This window comes from Burkholderia anthina (assembly GCF_001547525.1).
Lineage (GTDB): Bacteria > Pseudomonadota > Gammaproteobacteria > Burkholderiales > Burkholderiaceae > Burkholderia > Burkholderia semiarida.
In genome coordinates this window covers 927,613-950,001 of the sequence record NZ_CM003768.1, presented here as the reverse complement: position 1 = coordinate 950,001, position 22,389 = coordinate 927,613, and the positions used below count along the sequence as shown (strand labels likewise).

The following is a 22,389-nucleotide window of genomic DNA, read 5'->3' as shown; positions in this document are numbered from 1 at the left end:
TATCGATTCGTGCGTTGAGGATCAATGCGAGCCGAGCGCTTCGGCGGCGACCGGCTGCGCGGCACGGCGCGCGTCGAGCGCGACGATGCAGAGCAGCGAAACGCCGGCGAGACACGTGTAGAACACCGCGAGCGGCCACCACTGGCCCGTGAAGCGATGCGCGAGCCACGTGCCGACGAGCGGCGTCAGGCCGCCCGCGATCGCGCCGCAAATCTGGTAGGCGAGCGAGATCGCCGAATAGCGCACGTGCGCGGGAAACACGTCGCTGACGAAGCCCGCGATCACCGAATAGAAACCGGCCATGCACACCACGGCGAGTGCGATGCCGGCGATCAGCGACGCGGACGTGCCGCCCTGCACGAGCATGAACATCGGATACGGCGACAGCATCGCGAGCAGCGCCGCGAGCTTCAGGAAGCGTGCGCCGCCGATGCGCTCGGCGATCCACGCGGCGAGCGGCTGCGCGAAGAACTGGATGATCGCGACCGCGAACAGGCTGTCGAGGATCAGCGAGCGCGAGACGCCGACATACTGCGTCGTGTACGCGATCATGAACGTGTTCGTGAAATAGACGCCCGCGATGCCGATCGTGTTCGCGCCGATGCAGAGCAGCACGAGCCCCGACGCGGAGCGGAACACTTCCGCGACCGGCAGCTTCACCGTGCGGTTGGCTTCCTTCACCCGCGCGAATTCCGGCGACTCGTTCACGCCGAGCCGGATCAGGATGCCCACCACGAGCAGCACCGCGCTCGCGAGAAACGGCAGGCGCCAGCCCCACGCGAGGAAGTCGGCCTTGTCCATCGACGTGACCGCGCGGAACGCGACCAGCGAGAGGATCAGCCCGGCCGGGCTGCCGAGCTGCGCGAACGACGCGAAAAACGTGCGGCGCCCCTGCGGCGCATGCTCGCCCGCCATCAGCACCGCCCCGCCCCACTCGCCGCCGACCGCAATCCCCTGCACGACGCGCAGCGCGACGAGCAGCACCGGTGCAAGGATGCCGACCTTCGAATAGGCGGGCAGCAGCCCGACGCACACGGTTGCGACGCCCATCATCATCAGCGTCGTCATCAGCGCCTTCTTGCGGCCGATGCGGTCGCCGAGATGGCCGAAGATCACGCCGCCGAGCGGGCGCGCGAAGAAGCCGACCGCGAACGTCGCGAACGATGCCATCGTGCTGACGAACGGGTCGTGCGACGGGAAATAGAGTTCGCCGAACACGAGCGCGGCGGCGGTCGCGTAGATGTAGAAGTCGTACCACTCGATCATCGTGCCGATGAACGCGGCCGTCGCGGCGCGTGCCGGCTGGCGGGCGGAAGGAAGGGACTGGCTCATGCGGGCTCCTGACGCGCGCCGCGGCGGGGCGGCACGCAATATCGTGACGACGGCCGTCTGTCGCGGCCTCGCGCCGCACGCTGCGGCGCCCCTCCTTTATCGGTGGCCGCAAATCATTAGTCAAATTTCAAGTTATTATTCGCCGTATAAATTCAACTAATGACTAGCCGCCGCCCTGCCCGGAGACCCGATGCGCCCCGATCTCGCCCCGTTCCTGAACGACCGCCTCGACTGGAACCTGCTGCGCACCTATCTGGTGATCATGCAGGAGCGCAGCGTGAGCCGCGCGGCGGCCCGCCTGCACGTCACGCAGCCGGCCGTGAGCCAGGCGCTGCGGCGGCTCGAGGAGACGCTCGAGCGCCGGCTGATCGAGCGGCGCGGCGCGCACTTCGCGCCGACGCCGGCCGGCGAAGCCGTGTACCGGATCGCGAGCGACATCTACGGCGGCATCTCGCGCCTCGAAACCGAAATCGACGACAGCACGGCCGACCTGACCGGCTCGATCCGGCTGCTGACGGTGAGCCGCATCGAATCGCCCGTCTACGACGAATTCCTCGCGGATTTCCATCGCGCGTATCCGCGGATCGATCTGCAGATCGAAGTAATGCGCTCGTCGGACATCCTGTCGTCGCTGCTGCAGAAAACGGCCACGGCCGGGCTCGGCCTGTGCCGCACGCCGCACGACAAGCTGGAGATGCGCTGCTTCCTGCGCCAGCGCTATGCGATCTACTGCGGCCGCCATCACCGGCTGTTCGGGCAGACGCAGTTGCGGATGGACGATCTGCTCGCGGAGAATTTCGTGTCGTTCACGAGCGACCAGATCGGCGACAGCCTGTCGCCGCTCACCGTGTTCCGTGACCAGAAGGGTTTCACGGGGCGTATCGTCGCATCGTCGCCGAGCCTCGACGAAGTGCGGCGGCTGATCTTCGCGGGCTACGGGATCGGCTGCCTGCCCGAGCACATCGTGCGCGACGACATCGCGCAGCAGCGGCTGTGGCGGCTGCCGCCCGACGACGGGCTCGTCGACGTCGACGTGTTCCTGCTGTGGCATCGCGACCGCAAGATGAATGCGGCCGAGCACGCGTTTCTCGACGCGATGGAGCGCTGCATGCAGCGCTACTCGCTCGCGCAGCGGCTGGGGAAGTGACGGCGCGTGGGCGGCGCCCGGCCCGGCGCTCGAGCCGGCGGCGTGCCGGCCCGATGCGCGACGCGTGTCGTCAGTGGTGAACTTCGCCGCGTTCGAGCGGCAGGATCAGGCGCTCGGGAATGCTGCGTCGCGACGCGCGGGCGCCGACGTAATACAGCACGGCCGGCACGACGAGGCCGAGGATCCACGAGATGTCCGTGCCGCCGAGCGCGTCGACGAGCGGCCCCGTGTAGATGTGCGTCGACATGAACGGCAGTTGCACCAGGATGCCGATCACGTAGATCGCGATCGCCATCCCGTTCCAGCGGCCGTAGCGGCCGTCCGGATCGGACAGCGCCGGCACGTCGTAGCGCGAACGCGTGAAGCAGTAGTAATCGACGAGGTTGATCGCGCTCCACGGCGTGAAGAACGCGAGCAGGAACAGGATGAACGCGGTGAATTCCTTCAGGAACGAATGACGGCCCGCGAGCGCGATCAGCGTCGACACGCAGATCATCCCGAGGATGTACACGAGGCGGCTCTTCGACGACACCGCGCCCTTGCCGCGAAAGCCGCTGACGATCGTCGCCATCGACATGAAGCTGCCGTACGCGTTGAGCGCCGTCACCGTCACCTTGCCGAACGCGATGCTGAAATACAGCAGCGCGGCCACGGCGCCCGTCGAGCCGAGGCCGACGATGTACGACACTTCATGGTGCGCGAACTGGCTGCCGGCGAGCGCGGCCGCGAACACGCCGAACACCATCGCCGCCTGCGCGCCGATCACCGAGCCGAGGCCGACCGCGAGAAACGTCGCGACCGACGACGTCGCGCGCGGCAGGTAGCGCGAATAGTCGGCCACGTACGGGCCGAATGCGATCTGCCACGACGCGGACAGCGACATCGCGAGCAGGAAGCTCGCCAGCGAGAAATGCTTGTTCGCGAGCAGCGCGCCGACGTCGTGGTTCGCGAACAGTTGCGCGAACATGTAGATGAACGCGACGATGCCGACCACGCTCGCGATCCGGCCGACGAAGTGGATCGCGCGATAGCCGAACACGGTCAGCACGACGATCACGGCCGCGAACAGCAGGATGCCGGCCGCGTCGTCGACGTGCAGCAGTTGCGCGACGGCCTGCCCGGCCAGCACCGAGCCGCTCGCGGAAAAGCCGATGTACATCAGGCACACGAGCACGATCGGGATCATCGCGCCGTACACGCCGAACTGCACGCGGCTCGAGATCATCTGCGGCAGGCCGAGCTGCGGGCCCTGCGCGCCGTGCAGCGCCATCACCGCACCGCCGACGAGCTGGCCGAGCAGCAGCGCGACCAGCGACCAGAACACGTCGCCGCCGAGCACGACCGCGAGCGCGCCCGTGACGATCGCGGTGATCTGCATGTTCGCCGACAGCCACAGCGTGAACTGGCTCAGCAGGCCGCCGTGGCGCTCGGCGTCGGGAATGAAGTCGATCGAGCGTACCTCGATCAGTCCGCCGGCTTTTCCACTGGAATTCGTTGACACGGGTCGATCTCCACAATACTCAGGACCACACATGGTTTGAACGGGACAGGAAACTGCGCGCCACTCTTTCGGCTCCGCGAACGCAGACGCCGTGGATCGCCGGCATGCGCCACGCACGCATGGCCTGAAAGCTGGCGCGCAACCGGCACGGCGTATGCCGACATTGCTTGCGGATGATGTTGTATATACAACTTGCGAGATATCGGTGATTACCCGGTATCGACGGATTTTCGAAATCGTCCGAGCAATTGCGGCGCGCCCGCGCAGTTTCGGCGCGAGCCGGATGTCGGGAAAATGAAAGTTCGGCTGGCCTGGCGGTGGTCGATCGGGCGCAGCCGTCACTGCACGCCGAGCGCGGACGAATGGCCTGCCGAGCGCACCGCCCCCGCCGCGTCAGCCGAGCCGGTCGGATGCGACGACCCGCACGCCCGGCCGTGCGTCGATCGCCGCGTCGAGCAAGGCGCGCGCAATCCGCGACGCAGGATTCACGCGCCACTTCGCCGGCAGCACCGGTGCGGCGGCGCTCAGCGCGAACACCAGCAGCCGTTCGCCGAATCGAAACTCGTCGCGGCTGCCGCCGATCAGGCCCGGTCGCACGTACGTGAGCGAATCGAACCCGACGCCGGCGAGCGCCTGTTCGACCTCGCCCTTCACGCGGTTGTAGAAGATCCGCGACGCAGCATCCGCGCCGAGCGCGGAATTCAGCACGTAGGTCGGCGTGCCGTGCCGGTGCGCGAGCCGCGCGACCGCGAGCGGATAATCGTGATCGACGCGCCGGAAGGCCGCCCGCGAACCGGCCGCCCGCATCGTGGTGCCGAGCGTGCAGATCACGGCATCCGCGCGCCACCAGTCGGCCGCGTCGGGCAGATGGTCGAAATCGACTTCCAGCGCGCGCATCTTCGGATGCGGCGACAACGGCCGGCGCGCGAGGACGATTACCTGATCGACTCGCGCATCGGCCAGCGCGGCTTCGAGGACGTGGCGCCCGACGAGTCCGGTCGCACCGACGAGCAGCAGTTTCATGTCCGCTATTCCGAGTGGAGGGAGCCTGCGTTGGCGGACCCAGGCGGCCCGGTTTCCGGCTATCGACATGATCGTCGGCCGACGCGGCGGCGGCAACCCTCCCCTCGTCTCGAAAAATTACGGCGCTGTCGGGTGCGATCGAATGCGGCGCGGCCGGCGCTGCCGTTGCGCGCGTTCCCGACCCGGCGTGCGAGTACGGGCAACCGGATCGGATCGGCTTCGGGACCGGCGCGAGCAGATACCGATGAACAACATGAAGTCCATCAGACGCCGCGAGCGCCGCCGATACGTGCGTGACGCACCGGCGGCGCCCCGTCAGGCGATGACGTCAGACATGCAGCGCATGCCCGAGCGCACGCAACGCCGCTTCCTGGAGCGCTTCGCCGAGCGTCGGATGCGCGTGGATCGTGCCGCCGATGTCTTCCAGCCGCGCGCCCATCTCCAGCGACTGCGAAAACGCCGCGGCCAGCTCCGATACGCCGCGCCCGACCGCCTGCCAGCCGACGATCAGATGATTGTCGCGCCGCGCGACGACGCGCACGAATCCGTCGGTCGCCTGCAACGTCATCGCGCGCCCATTCGCGGCGAACGGAAACGACGCGCTCAGACAATCGACGCCGGCCGCGTGCGCGTCGTCCGGCGACCAGCCGGCCGTCACGATCTCGGGATCGGTGAAGCACACAGCCGGAATCGATGCCGGCGTGAACCGGCGGCGCCGGCCGGCGATCAGCTCGGCCACCATCTCGCCTTGCGCCATCGCGCGATGCGCGAGCATCGGCTCGCCCGCGACGTCACCGATCGCCCACACGTTGCGCATCGAAGTCCGGCATGCGTCGTCGATCCGCAGCGCGCGGCCGTTGCGATCGAGCATCAGCGTGTCGAGCCCGAACCCGTCGACGCGCGGCCGGCGGCCCACGGCAACCAGCACGCGGTCGGCCGGCAACGTCTGCTCGGCGCCATCGGCCGCCTGCACGCGCACCGCGCCGTGCGCGTCGAGCCCAAGCACCTTGTGGCCGAGCCACAGCCGCACGCCGAGCCGCGCGAGCGAATCGGCAACCGGCCGCACGAGTTCGGCATCGTACGCGGGCAGCACGCGCTCGGCCGCTTCGACGACGCTGACGTCGACGCCGAGCTTGCGATAGACGATCCCGAGTTCGAGCCCGATATAGCCGGCCCCGACGACGACCAGCCGTTTCGGCAGCGTCGCGGGCGACAGCGCTTCGGTGGACGACACGACGTGTCCGCCGAACGGCATCGACGGCAGCTCGACCGGCTCGGACCCGGTCGCGAGCAACAGATGTTCGCAACCGATCCGCACCGTATGGCTGCCGGCGACCACTTCGACGGTCTTGCCGTCGATCACGCGCGCCTCGCCGTGCAGCACGCGCACGCCGTTCTTCTTGAGCAGCGCACCGACGCCGCGCGTCAGCCGCTCGACGATGCCGTCCTTCCAGGCGACGCTTTTCGCGATGTCGATCTCCGGCGTGCGCACACGGATCCCGAGCGCCCCTTCGCCCGCGTGGCCGCACGCCTGTTCGAACGCGTCGGCCACGTGGATCAGCGCCTTCGACGGAATGCAGCCGATGTTCAGGCAGGTGCCGCCGAGCCGGTCGCGTTCGACGAGCACGGTCGGGATGCCGAGCTGGCCGGCGCGGATCGCGGCCACGTAGCCGCCCGGGCCGCCGCCGATGACGAGCAGTGTGGTGTGTTCGTTCTTCATCGGCTCACTCCACGAACAGCAACGCCGGGCGTTCGAGCACCGCGCGCACGGCCTGGATGAATTCGGCCGCATCCGCGCCGTCGACGACGCGATGATCGAACGACGACGACAGGTTCATCATCTTGCGCGCGACGATCGCGCCGTCGCGGATCATCGGCCGCTCGACGATCCGGTTCACGCCGACGATCCCCACTTCCGGATGATTGATCACCGGCGTCGACACGATGCCGCCGAGCGCGCCGAGGCTCGAGATCGTGATCGTCGAGCCGCTCAGCTCGTCGCGCTGCGCACGGTTCGCGCGCACCGCGTCGGCGAGCCGCGCGATTTCCGCCGAGATCGACCACACGTCGCGCGCTTCCGCATGGCGCAGCACGGGCACCGTGAGACCGCCGTCGGTCTGCGTCGCGACGCCCATGTGCACCGCGCCGTAGCGCGTGACGACGCCCGCTTCGTCGTCGAAACGCGCGTTGATCTGCGGAAAATCGCGCAGCGCGATCACGATCGCGCGAATCAGCAGCGGCAGCGGCGTGAGCTTGCCACGCGTGTCGCCGTGGCGGCGATTCAGTTCCGTGCGCAACGATTCGAGCTCCGTGACGTCGATTTCCTCGACGTAGCTGAAATGCGGGATGCGGCGTTTCGCTTCCTGCATCTTGCGCGCGATCGCGCGCCGCAGGCCGATCAACGGCACGTCGGTTTCGTCATGGCGTTCGTCGTAGCCGCGCGGTTGCGCACCGCCCGCGCCGCCGCCGGTACGCGCATACGCATCGAGATCCGCATGCAGGATCCGCCCGGCTTCGCCGGTGCCGCGCACGTAGCGCAGCTCGATACCCATGTCCCACGCGCGCTGACGCACGGCCGGCGACGCGAGCGGCCGTTCGCCGGGTGCGAGCGCCGCGCGCGGCTGCGCGGCCGGTTCGTCGCGGCGCGGTTTCGCCGGTGCGCGAGGCGCCGCATGCGCGGGCGGCTCGGGCGATTCGGCCGGCGCGTCGGCCGCCGGCTTCGACGTCGCAGACGCGACCGGTGCGGTTGCTACCTTCGTTTCTCGCACCGGCGCCGCCGCCTTCAGGTTGCCGTCGCCTTCGACTTCCAGCCGAATCAGCTCGCTGCCGACCGCCATCATCTGGCCGATCCGGCCGCCCAGTTCGATCACCTTGCCCGTCACCGGCGACGGAATCTCGACCGCCGCCTTGTCGGTCATCACGTCGGCGAGCGGCTGGTCTTCCTTGATCGTCTGCCCGACTTCCACATGCCAGGCCACCAGCTCGACCTCGGCGATCCCTTCGCCGATATCCGGCATCTTGATGACATGAATCCCCATCTCACGCCTCCATCACGCGTCGCAACGCTTCGCCGACCCGCGTCGGCCCCGGAAAGTACGCCCATTCCTGCGCATGCGGATACGGCGTGTCCCAGCCCGTCGTGCGCTCGACCGGCGCTTCGAGGTGGTAGAAGCAGTGTTCCTGGACCAGCGATACGAGCTCCGCGCCATAGCCGCAGGTGCGCGTCGCCTCGTGCACCACGACGCAGCGCCCGGTCTTGCGCACCGACGCGACGACGGTATCGAGATCGAGCGGCCACAGCGTGCGCAGGTCGATCACTTCCGCGTCGATGCCCGTCTCCTCGGCCGCGGCCAGCGACACGTGCACGGTCGTGCCGTACGTCAGCACCGTCACGTCGTTGCCGGGCCGCACGATGGCGGCCGTATCGAGCGGCACCGTGTAGTAGCCTTCGGGCACCGCGCTCGCCGGATGCTTGAGCCACGACGTGACGGGCCGTTCGTGATGGCCGTCGAACGGGCCGTTGTAGAGCCGTTTCGGTTCGAGGAAGATCACCGGATCGTCGTTCTCGATCGATGCGATCAACAGCCCTTTCGCGTCGTACGGATTCGACGGCATCACCGTGCGCAGCCCGCACACCTGCGTAAACATCGCCTCCGGGCTCTGGCTGTGCGTCTGTCCGCCGTAGATCCCGCCGCCGCACGGCATCCGGATCGTCATCGGCGCGGTGAACTGGCCGGCCGAGCGGTAGCGCAGCCGCGCGCCTTCCGACACGATCTGGTCGGAAGCCGGATAGAAATAGTCGGCGAACTGGATCTCGCAGACGGGCCGCAATCCGTACGCGCCCATCCCGACCGCCGCGCCGACGATCCCGCCTTCGGAGATCGGCGCGTCGAACACGCGCGACTTGCCGTATTTGTTCTGCAGTCCTTCGGTACAGCGGAACACGCCGCCGAAATAGCCGACGTCCTGCCCGAACACCACCACATCGCTGTCGCGCCCGAGCATCACGTCCATCGCGGAGCGCAGCGCCTGGATCATCGTCATCGGCTGCGTCGCCGTATCCGTTTCGTGTCGCGCCATGATCACGCTCCCAGTTCCTGGCGCTGACGGCGCAGGTGCGCCGGCAGCTCCTTGTATACGTCGTCGAACATCGAGGCCGGCGACGGAATCCGGTCGTCGGCCAGCGTCCCGTATTTCTCGGCTTCCTTCTGCGCGGCGATCACCTCGGCCTCGAGCTCGGCCGTCAGTGCGTCATGCGCGCTGTCCGACCAGATGCCCTTCACGATCAGGTGACGCTTGAAGCGCTCGATCGGATCGCCGAGCGGGAAATGGGACCAGTCGTCGCTCGGCCGGTACTTGGTCGGATCGTCCGACGTCGAATGCGCGCCGGCGCGGTAGGTCACCCACTCGATCAGCGTCGGGCCGAGATTGCGGCGCGCGCGCTCGGCCGCCCAACTCGACGCCGCGTAGATCGCGAGGAAGTCGTTGCCGTCGACGCGCAGCGACGCGATCCCGCAGCCGACGCCGCGCCCGGCGAAGGTGGTGCCCTCGCCGCCCGCGATCGCCTGGAACGTCGAGATCGCCCACTGGTTGTTGACGACGTTCAGCACGACCGGCGCGCGGTACACGTGCGCGAACGTGAGCGCGGTGTGGAAATCGGCCTCGGCCGTCGCGCCGTCGCCGATCCATGCGGACGCGATCTTCGTGTCGCCCTTGATCGCCGACGCCATCGCCCAGCCGACCGCCTGGATGAACTGCGTCGCGAGGTTGCCGGAAATGGAGAAGAAGCCGGCTTCGCGGTCCGAGTACATCACCGGAAGCTGGCGGCCCTTCAGCGGATCGCCTTCGTTGGACATCAGCTGGCAGATCATCCGCTCGAGCGGCACGTCGCGCGCGATCAGGATGCTCTGCTGCCGATAGGTCGGAAAGCACATGTCGCCGTCGCGCAGCGCCATCGCGTGCGCGGTGCCGATCGCCTCTTCGCCGAGGCTCAGCATGTAGAAGGAGATTTTCTTCTGGCGCTGCGCGATCATCATGCGCGCGTCGAAAATGCGGGTCTTGAGCATCGCGCGCAGCCCGGCGATCAGCCGCGCATCGTCGAGATCGGGCGCCCACGGGCCGACGGCCTTGCCGCTGTCGTCGAGCACGCGCACGAGGCTGCGGGCGAGATTGGCGGTGTCCGCCGCGGCTACGTCGATCGGCGGGCGGCGGACCGCGCCGGCCGGCGATAGATGCAGATAGGAAAAGTCCGTCTTGCAGCCCGGGCGCCCGGTGGGCTCCGGCACATGCAGACGCAATGGCTCTGACAGGCTCATCGTGTCGTCTCCACGCTCGATTGTGTCTCACGCTGGTTGGGAACGCGCGAGCCGGTTGCCGGCCCGCGCGTGAGCTGACGCGCGGATAAGCGCGTCAACCTTGGAAATTTATGCCTGGCAGCGGCGGGCGTCGATGCCCAAGCCGCTCGTTCGTGGTGAGCAGATTTGCCATGGCGCGGTCGGCGGCTCGTGAGTGCGGCGGGCGGAGGCGGCGAAGGACGGGTTTGCTGCAGCGCATCGTCGCCGCGGCTGAGACGACGAGTGGGCATCGAGGAACGGACGGATCGGCGCCGTCCCGATCATGAGAGGGTACGAAGCAAAAGACCCCGGGAGAAATCCTGGGATCTCCGCGGGGTCTTGCGTCTGGCTCGGGCGCTTGTGCGCCCGGTTGCCGGCTTACTGCGGCGGGCGATCGATCACGCGTCGGGACGGAACAGGTCGAAGCGGCTGTCGGGTTTCACGTGCACGTAGGCCGACGGGCCGCCCGCACGAAGGATGATGCCCGCGCCGAACGTGTCGAAGATGCCGTCCTTCAGCAGGTCGTGGCGGATATGGACCGCGATGACCTCGCCCAGCACCAGCGTGGCTTGCGTCTCGACACCGTGATGATCGCGCAGCCGGATCACGTCGGTCACCTTGCATTCGAAGTTCACACCGCTTTCCGCGACACGCGGCACATTCACGAGACGCGACGGCACCGCGGTCAGGCCGCCGAGTTCGAATTCGTTCACGTCGTACGGCACGGCGGCGCAGGTCTGGTTCATCCGCTCCGCGAGATCGCGCGTCGCGAGATTCCACACGAACTCGCCGGTTTCCTGCACGTTGCGCACGCTGTCCTTCGCGGCGGTGCTCGAAAAGCCGATGATCGGCGGGCGGTAGTTGAACGCGTTGAAGAAGCTGTACGGCGCGAGGTTCAGCGTGCCGTCGCTGCCGCGCGATGAAATCCAGCCGATCGGGCGCGGGCCCACGATCGCGTTCAACGGATCGTGCGGCAGGCCGTGGCCTTGCGACGGTTCGTAATAGTGATGGGTCGAGTCGGTCATGACGGGTGGTCTGGCGAGAGGCAAACGATGGGGAAAAAGCGGTCGGGGGACGCGTTGGCCGGGGAGACGCTGGCGTACGCCGCGACGAGCGTGCCAGTATCACATGGCGCGGTTTTCTGCGCAGCGAAGCCGCATCGTGAGCCGGGCCGGCGTGCCGCCGCACATGCGTGCACGCAATAAAAAACCCGCGAGCGCTGCATTTCTCGCGGGTTTTTTACACCGTCATCGAATCGATCGCGTCGACGCAAGCGATGGTGCCGGGGACCGGACTCGAACCGGCAAGCCAGTTAAGGCGGCGGATTTTCGTCACACTGCTTCTTTCAAAGCCGGCCTCGCGTGCGAGAACCGTTCGTGCGCTGGACTATGCCTTCACCGTCGCGCGCGGGCGTGACCGCTGCCCGTGCGCCTTAGGCGCCCCCCGTCTAGTCTCTACACCTTCCTCGCGGGTGCCGCGAGGCTTGGCTCGGCGTTGCCTCGATGCGCGCATCAGGGGTTTCGCCGAATTTGAAGGGTTCTGCACCGACCGTTTCCGGCCGGGCACTCAATCGTTTAAGTCCGCTATGTTTACCAATTTCATCACCCCGGCAAGAGGGCGGACGCGATTCTACCATTGCTTGGCGCATGCGTTCCCTTATTCCGCCGCGCCGCATCGCGACACCGGCCGTCGTCGCACCGCCTCGGCCCGCGCATTCGATACCGACACCACGCCCGACGATTTCATCCCGCGCCGCCGCCTCCGTCGATACAAACGGTTGCGCGTCGTCCGACGCCGTCAACCGTTTGACGTTTGTGTCGTGCCGTTCGCGAAACAAGCGTCGCATGCGTCATCGCGAAGTCACAAACGTTTTCGATAATTCCCCCGTCGAAAACGTTTACATCGCGTTATTTCATGACCTCGACCATCAAGGACGTCGCTGCCCTCGCGGGCTTCTCGATCGCCACCGTTTCGCGCGCGATCAACGCGCCGCATACCGTCAGCCCCGCCACGCTGCAGACGATCCGCACCGCCATCGACACGCTGCAGTTCCGCCCGAGCCCGCTCGGCCGGCAACTGCGCGGCGAACGCACGCGGCTCGTCGGCGTCGTCGTGCCGACGCTGTCGAACCCGGTGTTCGCCGACTGCCTGCAAGGCATCGACGCGCTCGCGACCGCGGCCGGTTTCAAGCTGATCCTGATGACCACCGAATACGATGCGGCGCGCGAACGTCATGCGATCGAGACGCTGCGCGAGCAGCGCGTCGAAGGGCTGATCCTCACCGTCGCCGATGCGGACACGCACCCGCTGCTCGACATGCTCGACCGCGACGGCCCGCACTACGTGCTGATGCACAACGACACGCGGCGCCGTCCGTCGGTGTCGGTCGACAACCGCCGCGCCGCCCATGACGGCGTGCAATTGCTGACCGCGCGCGGCCACCGCCGCGTGCTGATGCTGGCCGGTTCGCTCGCCGCATCGGATCGCGCGCGCCAGCGTCATCTCGGTTATGCGCAGGCGCTCAAGGAAAGCGGCGTGGCCCCGCTGCCGCCCGTCGAGGTCGACTTCAACGCACCCGAACTGCCCGATGCGGTGCTCGCGCATCTCACCGCGCACGCCACGCGCCCGACCGCCCTCTTCTGCAGCAACGACCTGCTCGCGATGGTCGTGATGCGCGGCCTGCGCCGCGCGGGCTTCTCGATTCCCGACGATCTGTCGGTGCTCGGCTTCGACGGCATCGCGATCGGCGAGTTGCTCGCGCCGCCGCTCGCGAGCGTCGCGACGCCGAACCACGACATCGGCTGCCACGCGTGGCAGCGTCTCGTCGAATGCATCGGCGGCGCCGCGATCGACCGCACGTCGACGATCCTGCCGCATGCGGTGCGCGACGGTGCGACGATTGCGCCGCCCGCCACCGACCTGCAACTGCGCAAGGCCTGATCGCAACACGCACGCGCCACGCACACCGACCACCCCCTCCCACTCGCCCGGAGACCCACCGTGTCCTTTCGCCTGACCTCGCTGCTGCGCGCACTTGCCGCGCCGCTCGCCCTTGCCGCGCTCGTTGCCGGCGCCCCTGCGGCTCATGCCGACGAAACGGCGATCTGCTACAACTGCCCGCCCGAATGGGCCGACTGGGCCGCGCAGATCGCGGCGATCAAGCAGAAAACCGGCATTCGCGTGCCGTTCGACAACAAGAACTCGGGCCAGTCGATCGCGCAATTGATCGCCGAGCAGAAGAGTCCGGTCGCCGACGTCGTCTACCTCGGCGTGTCGTCGGCGTTCCAGGCAAAGGACAAGGGCGTGATCGCACCGTACAAGCCCGCGCACTGGAACGACATTCCCGCGAACCTGAAGGATCCGCAAGGCTACTGGTTCGCGATCCACTCGGGCACGCTCGGCTTCTTCGTGAACAAGGACGCGCTCGACGGCAAGCCGGTGCCGCGCTCGTGGGCCGATCTGCTGAAGCCCGAATACAAGGGCATGGTCGGCTACCTCGATCCGTCGAGCGCGTTCGTCGGCTACGCGGGCGCCGTCGCCGTCAACCAGGCGCTCGGCGGCAGCCTCGACAACTTCAAGCCGGCGCTCGACTGGTTCCGCAAGCTGAAGGCGAATGCGCCGATCGTGCCGAAGCAGACCGCGTATGCGCGCGTGCTGTCCGGCGAGATTCCGATCCTGCTCGACTACGACTTCGACGCGTATCGCGCGAAATACAAGGACAACGCGAACGTCGAGTTCGTGATCCCGAAGGAAGGCACGATCGCGGTGCCGTACGTGATGAGCCTCGTGAAGGGCGCGCCGCACGACGCGAACGGCAGGAAGGTGCTCGATTTCGTGCTGTCCGACGAAGGCCAGAAGCTGTGGGCCAATGCGTACCTGCGCCCGGTGCGCGCGCAGGCGCTCGGCGCCGACGTCGCCGCGAAGTTTCTGCCGGCGAGCGAATACGCGCGCGCCAAGCCGGTCGACTTCGGCAAGATGGCGGCCGGCCAGCAGGCGTTCGGCCAGCAGTACCTGCAAGTGATGCAGTAAGCCGCGGGACGCAACCGATGCTCGACCTCACTTTTCCGCTGCGCTGGCGCCTCGCGCTCGTCGCGCCGGCGCTCGCGGTATTCGCCGCGTTCTGGCTGCTGCCGATGGCGTCGCTCGTGCAGGTGTCCGCCGACGGCGCGTTCTTCTCGCACTACGCGGCGCTGCTCGGCAATGCGCGCTACATGAAGAGCCTCGGCGAGACGGTCGCGCTGTCCGCGGGCGTCACGCTCGCGACGCTCGCGCTGTCGACGATCTCGGGCCTGCTGCTCGCGCGCCGCGAATTCGCCGGCAAGCGCGTGCTGCTCGCGCTGCTCACGTTTCCGCTCGCGTTCCCGGGCGTCGTCGTCGGCTTCATGGTGATCATGCTCGCCGGGCGCCAGGGGCTGATCGGCATGCTGTCGGCGAAGCTCACGGGCGACAAGTGGGTGTTCGCGTACTCGGTTGCCGGCCTGTTCATCGGCTACCTGTATTTCTCGATTCCGCGCGTGATCGTCACCGTGATCGCGGCCGCGTCGAAGCTCGACGCGTCGCTCGAGGAAGCCGCGCGTTCGCTCGGCGCGTCGCCGTGGCGCATCTTCGTCGACATCGTGCTGCCCGCGCTCGCGCCGGGCCTGATCGCGGCCGGCGCGATCTGCTTCGCGACCGCGATGGGCGCGTTCGGCACCGCTTTTACGCTCGCCACCGACCTGAACGTGCTGCCGATGACGATCTACACCGAGTTCACGCTGAACGCGAACATCGCGACGGCGGCGGGCCTGTCGATCGTGCTCGGCATCGTCACCTGGGCCGTGCTCGCGCTCGCGCGCCGCTTCACCGGCCACACCGCCGCCGCCGCGGCCTGAGGAATCCTTCATGCAATCGCTTTCCGGCTCTTCCACGCTGTCGTCGGCGCCCGCTCCGTCGCATGCGAACGGCGTCGCACGACGTGCACCGCGCGTCACGGGCGCGCGCGCGATCGCCGCGCTGCAATGGAGCGTCACGCTGCTGCTGTGCGCGTTCCTGATCGTGCCCGTCGTGATGTCGGTGTTCGCGGGCCTCACCGTCAATTATTTCCGCGGGCTGTCGAGCGGCCTCACGCTGCGCTGGCTCGAACAGGTGTGGCAGCAGTATCACGGCTCGGTCGCGCTGTCGCTCTACGTCGCGTTCGCGACGCTCGCGATCGTGCTCGCGGTCGGCGTGCCGGCCGGCTATGCGCTCGCGCGCAGCAAGAGCCGCGTCGCGCGTGCGATCGAGGAAGCGCTCGTGCTGCCGGTCGCGCTGCCGGGCCTGGCCTCGGCGCTCGCGCTGCTGGTCGTGTACGGCGGCTTCACCGCATTCCGGATGAGCCTGTGGTTCATCGTCGTCGGCCACGTCGTGTTCACGCTGCCGTTCATGGTGCGCGCGGTCGCGGCGGTTGCGGCCGGCGCCGACCTGCGCACGCTCGAGGAAGGCGCGGCGAGCCTCGGCGCGTCGTTCGTCACGCGCTTCGCCACGATCGTGCTGCCGAACCTGCGGCCGGGCATCGTCGCTGGCGCGCTCGCGGTGCTCACGCTGTCGATCGGCGAATTCAACCTCACGTGGATGCTGCATACGCCCGACACCAAGACGCTGCCGGTCGGGCTCGCCGATACCTATGCGTCGCTGCGCCTCGAAGTCGGCAGCGCGTACACGATCCTGTTCCTGCTGATGACGCTGCCGCTACTCGTCGCGATGCAGTGGCTCGGCGTCGATCCGTCCGGGACGCGTGCGCTGAAGAAGCGCCCGCGCTGACCCTGTGCTGACTTTACCGATCCCATGAAACTCGATTCCACGCCCATCACCCTGACCCGCTGCGCGAAGACGTTCCGCGGCACACGCGTGCTCGAGCCGCTCGACCTGTCGATCGGCGCCGGGGAAACGCTCGTGCTGCTCGGGCCGTCCGGCTGCGGCAAGACGACCACGCTGCGCCTGATCGCGGGGCTCGACACGCCGGACGCCGGCGGCACGATCGCGTTCGGCGACGACGACGTGACCGCGCTGCCGATCGAGCGCCGGCAGGTCGGCATGGTGTTCCAGAACTACGCGCTGTTTCCGAACCTGACGGTGCGCGGCAACGTCGGCTACGGGCTGAAGATCCGCAAGACCGCGCCGCGCGCGTTGCGCGAACGCGTCGACGAACTGCTCGCGATGATGCGGCTCGACGCGCATGCGGACAAACCGGTCGATCAACTGTCGGGCGGCCAGCGTCAGCGCGTCGCGCTGGCGCGCGCGCTCGCGGTGCGGCCGCGCGTGCTGCTGCTCGACGAACCGCTGACCGCGCTCGACGCGAAGCTGCGCGACGTGCTGCGCCGCGACATGAACGCGCTGCTGCGCGCGCTCGGCGTGACGACCGTCTACGTGACGCACGATCAGGCCGAGGCGATGGAACTCGGCGACCGGATCGTCGTGATGGGCGCGGGCCGCATCGAGCAGATCGGCACGCCGCGCGAGATCTACTACCACCCCGCGAACCGCACGGTCGCGCACTTCATCGGCACGCTGAACCGGCTGGCGGGCCAATGGCGCGACGGGGCGCTCGCCACGACGGGCGGCGCGATCGTCACGCCGCATGCGGCCGACGAATGGTTCTTCCGCCCCGAGGACGCGCAACTCGCCGATCCCGCGCACGCGCCGCTGCGCGGGGCGGTCGGCGCATGCGCGTTCCTCGGCGAGCGCACGCGGCTCACGATCGAGCATGCGGCGCCCGACGCGCTCGTGATTGACGTACCGGGCCGCATCGCGCTCGCGCGCGGCACGGCGGTCGGTCTCACGATCGCGCCGGAAGGCCTGATCGCGCTCGGCGCGTAAGCCGCCGATCGGGCATCATGCATGCAGCCCCCCACGACGGCGCACGCCGCCGCGACAACAACCAGACGATTCCGAGGAACGACGATGCTGCTTGCTCAAATCAGCGATCTCCACATCAAGCGGCCGGGCCAGCTCGCGTACCGGCGCGTCGACACCGCGGCCGCGCTCGCGCGCTGCGTCGCGAAGCTGAACGCACTCGTGCCGCGCCCCGACGCCGTGCTCGTCACCGGCGACCTGACCGACTTCGGCCACGATGAAGAGTACGGCAACCTGCGCGAGCTGCTCGCGGCACTCGAGATGCCGTACTACCTGATGATCGGCAATCACGACGACCGTGCCGGTCTGCGCCGCGCGTTCGCCGATCGCGCCGAGTTGCAGGACGGCGAATTCGTGCAGTACGCGCTCGACGTCGGCGTGGTGCGCGTGCTCGCGCTCGATTCGCAGGTGCCGGGCGCGAGCCACGGCGACCTGTGCGACGCGCGGCTCGCGTGGCTCGCCGCGCAACTCGACGCCGCGCGCGCGCAGCCGGTGATCGTCGCGCTGCATCACCCGCCGTTCGTGTCGGGCATCGGCCACATGGACAAGCTGCGTCTCGCACCCGGCGCCGCGGCGAAACTCGATGCGCTGCTGCGCGCGCATCCGAACGTCGAGCGCGTGCTGTGCGGCCACGTACACCGCACGATGTTCACGCGCTTCGGCGGCACGCTCGCGTGCGCGGTGCCGTCGCCCGCGCACCAGGTCGCGTTCGACCTGCGGGCCGACGCGCCGTCGGCGTTCCGGCTCGAACCGCCGGCGTTCGCGGTCCACCGTCATGCGCCCGATACGGGGATGACGTCGCATCACGTGTATATCGACGAAGGCGCGGGGCCGTATCCGTTCTACGAGCCGACGGGCGAGCTGGTCGACTGACCGATGTGAAGCGCGGTGACGGGCGGCGACCGGCCCGTCGCGCCGGCTTGCCGCCGGCAGGATTCGCGTCGCTCCGGTATGATCGGCAGCCTCGACCGGCGCCCGGCCTGCTGCGCATCCGACGCGTGCGCCGCCTGCCGCGCCGCCCCACTCCGTTGCCGCCGCCATGTCCACCGCCTCCACCGACCGTCCGACCGACGCCGCCTCGCCCCACTACTCGCGCAGCCTGCTGTTGCTGCTCGCGACGATCGCGGGCGTGTCGGTCGCCAACATCTACTACAACCAGCCGCTGCTCGACAGCTTCCGCGCGACCTTTCCGGACGGCGCGTCATGGATCGGCGCGGTGCCGACCGCGACGCAGCTCGGCTATGCGGCCGGCATGTTCCTGCTCGCGCCGCTCGGCGACCGTTTCGATCGCCGCGGGCTGATCCTGCTGCAGATCGCCGGGCTGTCGATCGCGCTGATCGTGGCGGCCGCCGCGCCGTCGCTGGCCGTGCTCGCGGTCGCGAGCCTCGCGATCGGCATCCTCGCGACCATCGCGCAGCAGGCCGTGCCGTTCGCCGCCGAAATCGCGCCGCCGGCCGAACGCGGCCACGCGGTCGGCACCGTGATGAGCGGCCTGCTGCTCGGCATCCTGCTCGCGCGTACCGCCGCCGGCTTCGTCGCCGAGTATTTCGGCTGGCGTGCGGTGTTCGCCGCCTCGGTCGCGGCGCTCGTCGCGCTCGCCGTCGTGATCGTGCTGCGGCTACCGCGCAGCTCGCCGACGTCGACGCTGTCGTACGGCAAGCTGCTCGGCTCGATGTGGCATCTGGCCGTCGAATTGCGCGGGCTGCGGGAGGCATCGCTGACGGGCGCCGCGCTGTTCGCGGCGTTCAGCGCATTCTGGCCCGTGCTCACGCTGCTGCTCGCCGGCGCGCCGTTCCATCTCGGCCCGCAGGCAGCCGGATTGTTCGGGATCGTCGGCGCCGCGGGCGCGCTCGCCGCGCCCTATGCGGGCCGCTTCGCGGACACGCGCGGCCCACGCGCGATCATCTCGCTCGCGATCGCGCTGCTCGCGCTGTCGTTCGTGATCTTCGCGCTGTCGGGGTCGAGCCTCGTCGGGCTCGTGATCGGCGTGATCGTGCTCGACGTGGGCGTGCAGGCCGCGCAGATCTCGAACCAGTCGCGCATCTATGCGCTGAAGCCCGACGCGCGCAGCCGCGTGAACACGGTGTACATGGTGTGCTACTTCATCGGCGGCGCGCTCGGCTCGTCGGCCGGCGTCGCCGCATGGCGCGCGTTCGGCTGGACCGGCATGTGCGCGGCCGGCCTGCTGTTTGCCGCGCTCGCCGGCTGGTCCCACCATCGCGGCGGCCGGCGCGGCTGAGCGGGATCGGCTGCGGCTGCTGCGGCAGCGGCGGCGTCACGCGTCGGTGCGCGCGGCGGCCGGCTCGGCGGCGGCGGGCGGCGGCGCGAACGCCGGGGCCGGGTCGATCACCGCGCCGGGATCCATGACCGCGGCAGGCGTCGGTACCGCCAACGGGACGGCCGAAGGCGCGAGAATCGGCGCCGGATCGGGTGTCGCCATCGGCTCGGACGGCGGCGAAGCATCGCTTGTGAGCGCCTGCTCCACCGCCGCGGCCGGTGCGGCCGGTGAAGTGGCGGCCGAGGCGGTGGCCGTAGCAGCCGCGGGCCGACGCGCCGGATCGAACACGAACGACAACCCGACGCTGCCGAGAATCGCGACGGTCGCAACGACGGTCGCCATCGTCACCGGTTCGCCCAGCAGCAGCGCACCGAGCGCGACCGCGACGATCGGATTCACGTACATGCAGCTGCTCGCGATGATCGGGCTCGTATGGCGGATCAGATAGCCGTACGCGACGTACGCGGCCATCGTGCAGAACACCATCAGGTACACGAACGCGAACACGGACCCGACGGCCAACTGTTCGACGCGTTCGCCGAGCAGCCACGCGACGATCGTCGACATCAGCCCGCCGAGGCCGATCTGCAGCGACGTCGACAGGAACAGGTCGGACGGCAGCTTGAGCCGCGTCGCGAGATGCGCGCCGCCCGCCCAGAACAGTGCGCCGGCCAGCACGCAGATCGTGCCGAGCGCCGAGTTCGCGGCGGCCGCGCCGCCCGAATTCAGCACGACGATGCCGACCATCCCGAGCGCGACGGCCGCCCATTCGCCCTTCGCCACCGGCCGCCCGGCGACCGCCGCGATCACGGTCGCGAACAGCGGCACCGTGGCCACCATCACCGCGGCCGACCCGCTGCTGACCGTGCGCATGCCGAGCGCGATCGTGCCGGACGACAGCGCGACGAGCATCGTGCCGACGATCGCCGAGTTGCGGATTTCCAGCAGCGTCGGCCATTCGGGCTTGCGCCGCAGCGCGAAGATGAACAGGCCGATCCCGCCGAGCAGGTTGCGCAGCCCCGACAGCAGCAGCGGCGGAAACGACTGCAGCGCGAAATGCAGCCCGCTGTAAGTCGAGCCCCAGACGAAATAGATGAAGACGAGCGCCAGCGCCAGGCGACCGCCGCGGCTTTGGGGCAGACGGATCCGGAACGAAAATCGGGAGAGGAAATCGAGAAGGCGGTCGAGCGGTGTCATTGCGCTGCCCGCCCGCACGTCGCGTCGCGTGCTCCGCGGAAAGACGCCGGCAATGCCGGCAAACGGTCCAGGCGGAACCGGGAAGGCAGAGCAAACGTGCGGAACGACATGGCAGTGCGAACGGCGACGAAAAAGAACCGGCAAGCGGCGGCAGAGGGACAAAAAAAACGCGCGCAACCGTTTCGGTTGCGCACGCTCGGCATTATGGCATCAAGGATTCGAAAGCATCGTCACACCTGTCCGAAAGGATCGGGAGTGACGTTTCGGCGCGACACCCGGCGTGCCGCGAGCCCTTCCTGTCTACCGCGCCAGTTCGACCTGCACGACCGCGCCGCTCTCGTCGGCCGACAGCACGGTGATCCGGCGTCCGGACACCGTATCGACGATCGACTTGCCCGGCATCAGCGGCGCGTCCTTCATGCCGTCCGCGCTGCCGGGCGTCGCATCGACGAGGGTGTTCTTGATGCTCACGGTGTTCGGGTGGCGCATGATCCGCACCGTCACGCCGTTGACGAACGGCGACGTGTCCGGCCAGTCCTCGAACGTGCCGCGCTTGCCCGCGTCGAGCTGCGGACGGCGGAATTCGAGCACCAGCGCCGAACCGTCCCCACGCGGCAGCCGGTAGCCCTGCTTGCCCGGCAGCGTGCTCCACAGCGGCGCGAGGCGATACGTGCCGGGCTTGACGATGGCGGGCACGTCCTCCTCGGAAAGCCAGCCGGTAAACAACTGGTAATCGACCGGATACATCCGCCGGCCGCCACCGCCCACGGTATCGGTCGGATCGTCGATGCCGCCCGTCACGCAGCCGTTGCCGATCACGACGGCGCCATCCTTGACCGGGCAGTGTTGCAGCGAATCGGGGTGGTGTACGCCGAGCCCGTGCCCGAACTCGTGCGTCCACATCCAGTACCCATGCCCGGAGCCGTTCGACAGGATCCACGCGCCCGGGCTCCCGGCCAGACCTGAAAATCTGCATTCGCGGTTCGACGGGAAATCGACGAACAACAAGTTGAACTTGCCGGCATCGACGCCGCGCGCCTTCGCCGCGGCCTTCGCCTGCGCGCGAATGGCGACCGAATCGCACCCCTTGGGGAAATCGCCGAGATCCACGTCGGTCAGCATCGTGCCTTCGATCCCGAACTTGCCGCGCGATGCCAGCTTGAGGTAGTGCGCGAGCGACGAAAAATCCTCGCCGTCACCGAATACCGCCTTGCGGATCGGCTCGGCGGGATTCGCCGTCTGGCCCGTAAAGCGGCCCGTTATCAGCAACACGCGATCGGTGCCGCCGACCCTGCGCATGAGGGTCGGCACCTCGCCTTCATAGGTCCAGCGCGCGGCGGGCTGGCCGGTTTCGGGCAGCATCGCGGGTGCGCCCTCCGTCGCCTGCAGCGTGTTCGTCGCGGCCCAGTGCTTGTTCAGCATCGTGAACGTGCCGTTCGGATCGAGCATCGCCGCACGCCACAGCCGCGTCGCCGGGTAATCGGCGCCGCCGCACGACGACATGCTCACCGCGCCCGGCGCGGCAGGCGCCGCACGCAGGCAGACGTCGCGGCTCTGCGATGCGGCCAGCACGTTCTTCACCCTGAAGTTCTCGTTGTTGGCCCGCTCCATCCGCCAGCGCTGCGCGTCCGATCCCGAACAGGCCGCGAACCCGACGGACACGCCATCGACAGTCGACATCGTGAGGCAGCGCTCGCCGCCTTGCGCG

At 68.7% G+C, this 22,389-nt stretch carries 18 protein-coding genes; 8 read left to right on the top strand and 10 right to left on the bottom strand.

Going from position 1 to position 22,389, the window contains the following annotated elements; translation table 11 throughout:
- Positions 1-21 precede the first annotated feature (21 nt).
- Positions 22-1,332 carry an MFS transporter gene (locus tag WS64_RS04435; RefSeq protein ID WP_060965813.1) on the bottom strand — a complete coding sequence of 437 codons (1,311 nt, stop codon included), beginning with the start codon at positions 1,330-1,332 and terminating at the stop codon, positions 22-24.
- Positions 1,333-1,522: 190 nt separating this feature from the next.
- Between WS64_RS04435 and WS64_RS04430 the strand changes: the two genes are divergently transcribed.
- Entirely contained in the window at positions 1,523-2,479 is a 957-nt protein-coding gene (locus tag WS64_RS04430; RefSeq protein WP_059644144.1) for a LysR family transcriptional regulator, read from the top strand.
- Positions 2,480-2,549: 70 nt separating this feature from the next.
- On the opposite strand, the gene WS64_RS04425 is transcribed toward WS64_RS04430, so the two are convergent.
- From WS64_RS04425 to WS64_RS04395, 7 genes are all read right to left on the bottom strand, one after another.
- A complete protein-coding gene (locus tag WS64_RS04425) occupies positions 2,550-3,980 on the bottom strand; it encodes a purine-cytosine permease family protein (RefSeq protein WP_060965812.1) in 1,431 nt (476 codons plus the stop codon).
- Between the two features lie 393 nt (positions 3,981-4,373).
- On the bottom strand, positions 4,374-5,003 hold the full coding sequence (locus tag WS64_RS04420; RefSeq protein WP_060965811.1) for an NAD(P)H-binding protein: 630 nt from the start codon (positions 5,001-5,003) through the stop codon (positions 4,374-4,376).
- Positions 5,004-5,331: 328 nt separating this feature from the next.
- Entirely contained in the window at positions 5,332-6,723 is a 1,392-nt protein-coding gene (lpdA, locus tag WS64_RS04415) for a dihydrolipoyl dehydrogenase (protein WP_060965810.1), read from the bottom strand.
- Between the two features lie 4 nt (positions 6,724-6,727).
- Positions 6,728-8,041 (bottom strand): dihydrolipoamide acetyltransferase family protein, encoded by a 1,314-nt coding sequence (locus tag WS64_RS04410; protein ID WP_060965809.1) that lies wholly within the window; start codon positions 8,039-8,041, stop codon positions 6,728-6,730.
- A gap of 1 nt (position 8,042) precedes the next feature.
- The gene (locus WS64_RS04405) at positions 8,043-9,083 is read right to left on the bottom strand and encodes an alpha-ketoacid dehydrogenase subunit beta (RefSeq protein WP_059573913.1); all 1,041 of its coding nucleotides are present in this window, start codon (positions 9,081-9,083) and stop codon (positions 8,043-8,045) included.
- A 2-nt stretch (positions 9,084-9,085) separates the two neighbouring features.
- Positions 9,086-10,318, bottom strand: coding sequence for a 3-methyl-2-oxobutanoate dehydrogenase (2-methylpropanoyl-transferring) subunit alpha (locus tag WS64_RS04400; protein ID WP_059573914.1), 1,233 nt, complete (start codon positions 10,316-10,318; stop codon positions 9,086-9,088).
- 416 nt (positions 10,319-10,734) lie between these two features.
- Entirely contained in the window at positions 10,735-11,361 is a 627-nt protein-coding gene (locus WS64_RS04395; RefSeq protein WP_060965808.1) for a flavin reductase family protein, read from the bottom strand.
- A gap of 889 nt (positions 11,362-12,250) precedes the next feature.
- Here WS64_RS04395 and WS64_RS04390 point away from each other — a divergent pair.
- From WS64_RS04390 to WS64_RS04360, 7 genes are all read left to right on the top strand, one after another.
- Positions 12,251-13,276, top strand: a complete 1,026-nt coding sequence (locus WS64_RS04390; RefSeq protein ID WP_060965807.1) for a LacI family DNA-binding transcriptional regulator — start codon at positions 12,251-12,253, stop codon at positions 13,274-13,276.
- 60 nt (positions 13,277-13,336) lie between these two features.
- The gene (locus WS64_RS04385; protein ID WP_059644129.1) at positions 13,337-14,365 is read left to right on the top strand and encodes an ABC transporter substrate-binding protein; all 1,029 of its coding nucleotides are present in this window, start codon (positions 13,337-13,339) and stop codon (positions 14,363-14,365) included.
- Positions 14,366-14,382: 17 nt separating this feature from the next.
- Positions 14,383-15,207, top strand: coding sequence for an ABC transporter permease (locus tag WS64_RS04380; RefSeq protein WP_060965806.1), 825 nt, complete (start codon positions 14,383-14,385; stop codon positions 15,205-15,207).
- A gap of 10 nt (positions 15,208-15,217) precedes the next feature.
- The gene (locus WS64_RS04375) at positions 15,218-16,114 is read left to right on the top strand and encodes an ABC transporter permease (protein ID WP_060965805.1); all 897 of its coding nucleotides are present in this window, start codon (positions 15,218-15,220) and stop codon (positions 16,112-16,114) included.
- A gap of 24 nt (positions 16,115-16,138) precedes the next feature.
- Positions 16,139-17,170, top strand: coding sequence for an ABC transporter ATP-binding protein (locus WS64_RS04370; protein WP_060965804.1), 1,032 nt, complete (start codon positions 16,139-16,141; stop codon positions 17,168-17,170).
- Positions 17,171-17,254: 84 nt separating this feature from the next.
- On the top strand, positions 17,255-18,079 hold the full coding sequence (locus WS64_RS04365) for a phosphodiesterase (RefSeq protein WP_060965803.1): 825 nt from the start codon (positions 17,255-17,257) through the stop codon (positions 18,077-18,079).
- Positions 18,080-18,245: 166 nt separating this feature from the next.
- Positions 18,246-19,445 carry an MFS transporter gene (locus WS64_RS04360; protein WP_059573921.1) on the top strand — a complete coding sequence of 400 codons (1,200 nt, stop codon included), beginning with the start codon at positions 18,246-18,248 and terminating at the stop codon, positions 19,443-19,445.
- Between the two features lie 36 nt (positions 19,446-19,481).
- Here WS64_RS04360 and WS64_RS04355 read toward each other — a convergent pair whose 3' ends face one another.
- Both WS64_RS04355 and WS64_RS04350 read right to left on the bottom strand, forming a co-directional pair.
- Entirely contained in the window at positions 19,482-20,681 is a 1,200-nt protein-coding gene (locus tag WS64_RS04355; RefSeq protein WP_060966885.1) for an EamA family transporter, read from the bottom strand.
- A 300-nt stretch (positions 20,682-20,981) separates the two neighbouring features.
- A complete protein-coding gene (locus tag WS64_RS04350; RefSeq protein WP_208606844.1) occupies positions 20,982-22,361 on the bottom strand; it encodes an RICIN domain-containing protein in 1,380 nt (459 codons plus the stop codon).
- Positions 22,362-22,389: the final 28 nt, after the last annotated feature.

Bases quoted from the DNA above. Each gene is read 5' to 3' on its own strand.
- WS64_RS04435 (WP_060965813.1), bottom strand. From the start codon at position 1,332: ATGAGCCAGTCCCTTCCTTCCGCCCGCCAGCCGGCACGCGCCGCGACG.
- WS64_RS04430 (WP_059644144.1), top strand. From the start codon at position 1,523: ATGCGCCCCGATCTCGCCCCGTTCCTGAACGACCGCCTCGACTGGAAC.
- WS64_RS04420 (WP_060965811.1), bottom strand. From the start codon at position 5,003: ATGAAACTGCTGCTCGTCGGTGCGACCGGACTCGTCGGGCGCCACGTC.
- lpdA (WP_060965810.1), bottom strand. From the start codon at position 6,723: ATGAAGAACGAACACACCACACTGCTCGTCATCGGCGGCGGCCCGGGC.
- WS64_RS04410 (WP_060965809.1), bottom strand. From the start codon at position 8,041: ATGGGGATTCATGTCATCAAGATGCCGGATATCGGCGAAGGGATCGCC.
- WS64_RS04405 (WP_059573913.1), bottom strand. From the start codon at position 9,083: ATGGCGCGACACGAAACGGATACGGCGACGCAGCCGATGACGATGATC.
- WS64_RS04400 (WP_059573914.1), bottom strand. From the start codon at position 10,318: ATGAGCCTGTCAGAGCCATTGCGTCTGCATGTGCCGGAGCCCACCGGG.
- WS64_RS04395 (WP_060965808.1), bottom strand. From the start codon at position 11,361: ATGACCGACTCGACCCATCACTATTACGAACCGTCGCAAGGCCACGGC.
- WS64_RS04390 (WP_060965807.1), top strand. From the start codon at position 12,251: ATGACCTCGACCATCAAGGACGTCGCTGCCCTCGCGGGCTTCTCGATC.
- WS64_RS04380 (WP_060965806.1), top strand. From the start codon at position 14,383: ATGCTCGACCTCACTTTTCCGCTGCGCTGGCGCCTCGCGCTCGTCGCG.
- WS64_RS04375 (WP_060965805.1), top strand. From the start codon at position 15,218: ATGCAATCGCTTTCCGGCTCTTCCACGCTGTCGTCGGCGCCCGCTCCG.
- WS64_RS04370 (WP_060965804.1), top strand. From the start codon at position 16,139: ATGAAACTCGATTCCACGCCCATCACCCTGACCCGCTGCGCGAAGACG.
- WS64_RS04365 (WP_060965803.1), top strand. From the start codon at position 17,255: ATGCTGCTTGCTCAAATCAGCGATCTCCACATCAAGCGGCCGGGCCAG.
- WS64_RS04360 (WP_059573921.1), top strand. From the start codon at position 18,246: ATGTCCACCGCCTCCACCGACCGTCCGACCGACGCCGCCTCGCCCCAC.
- WS64_RS04355 (WP_060966885.1), bottom strand. From the start codon at position 20,681: ATGACACCGCTCGACCGCCTTCTCGATTTCCTCTCCCGATTTTCGTTC.
- WS64_RS04350 (WP_208606844.1), bottom strand. From the start codon at position 22,361: ATGTCGACTGTCGATGGCGTGTCCGTCGGGTTCGCGGCCTGTTCGGGA.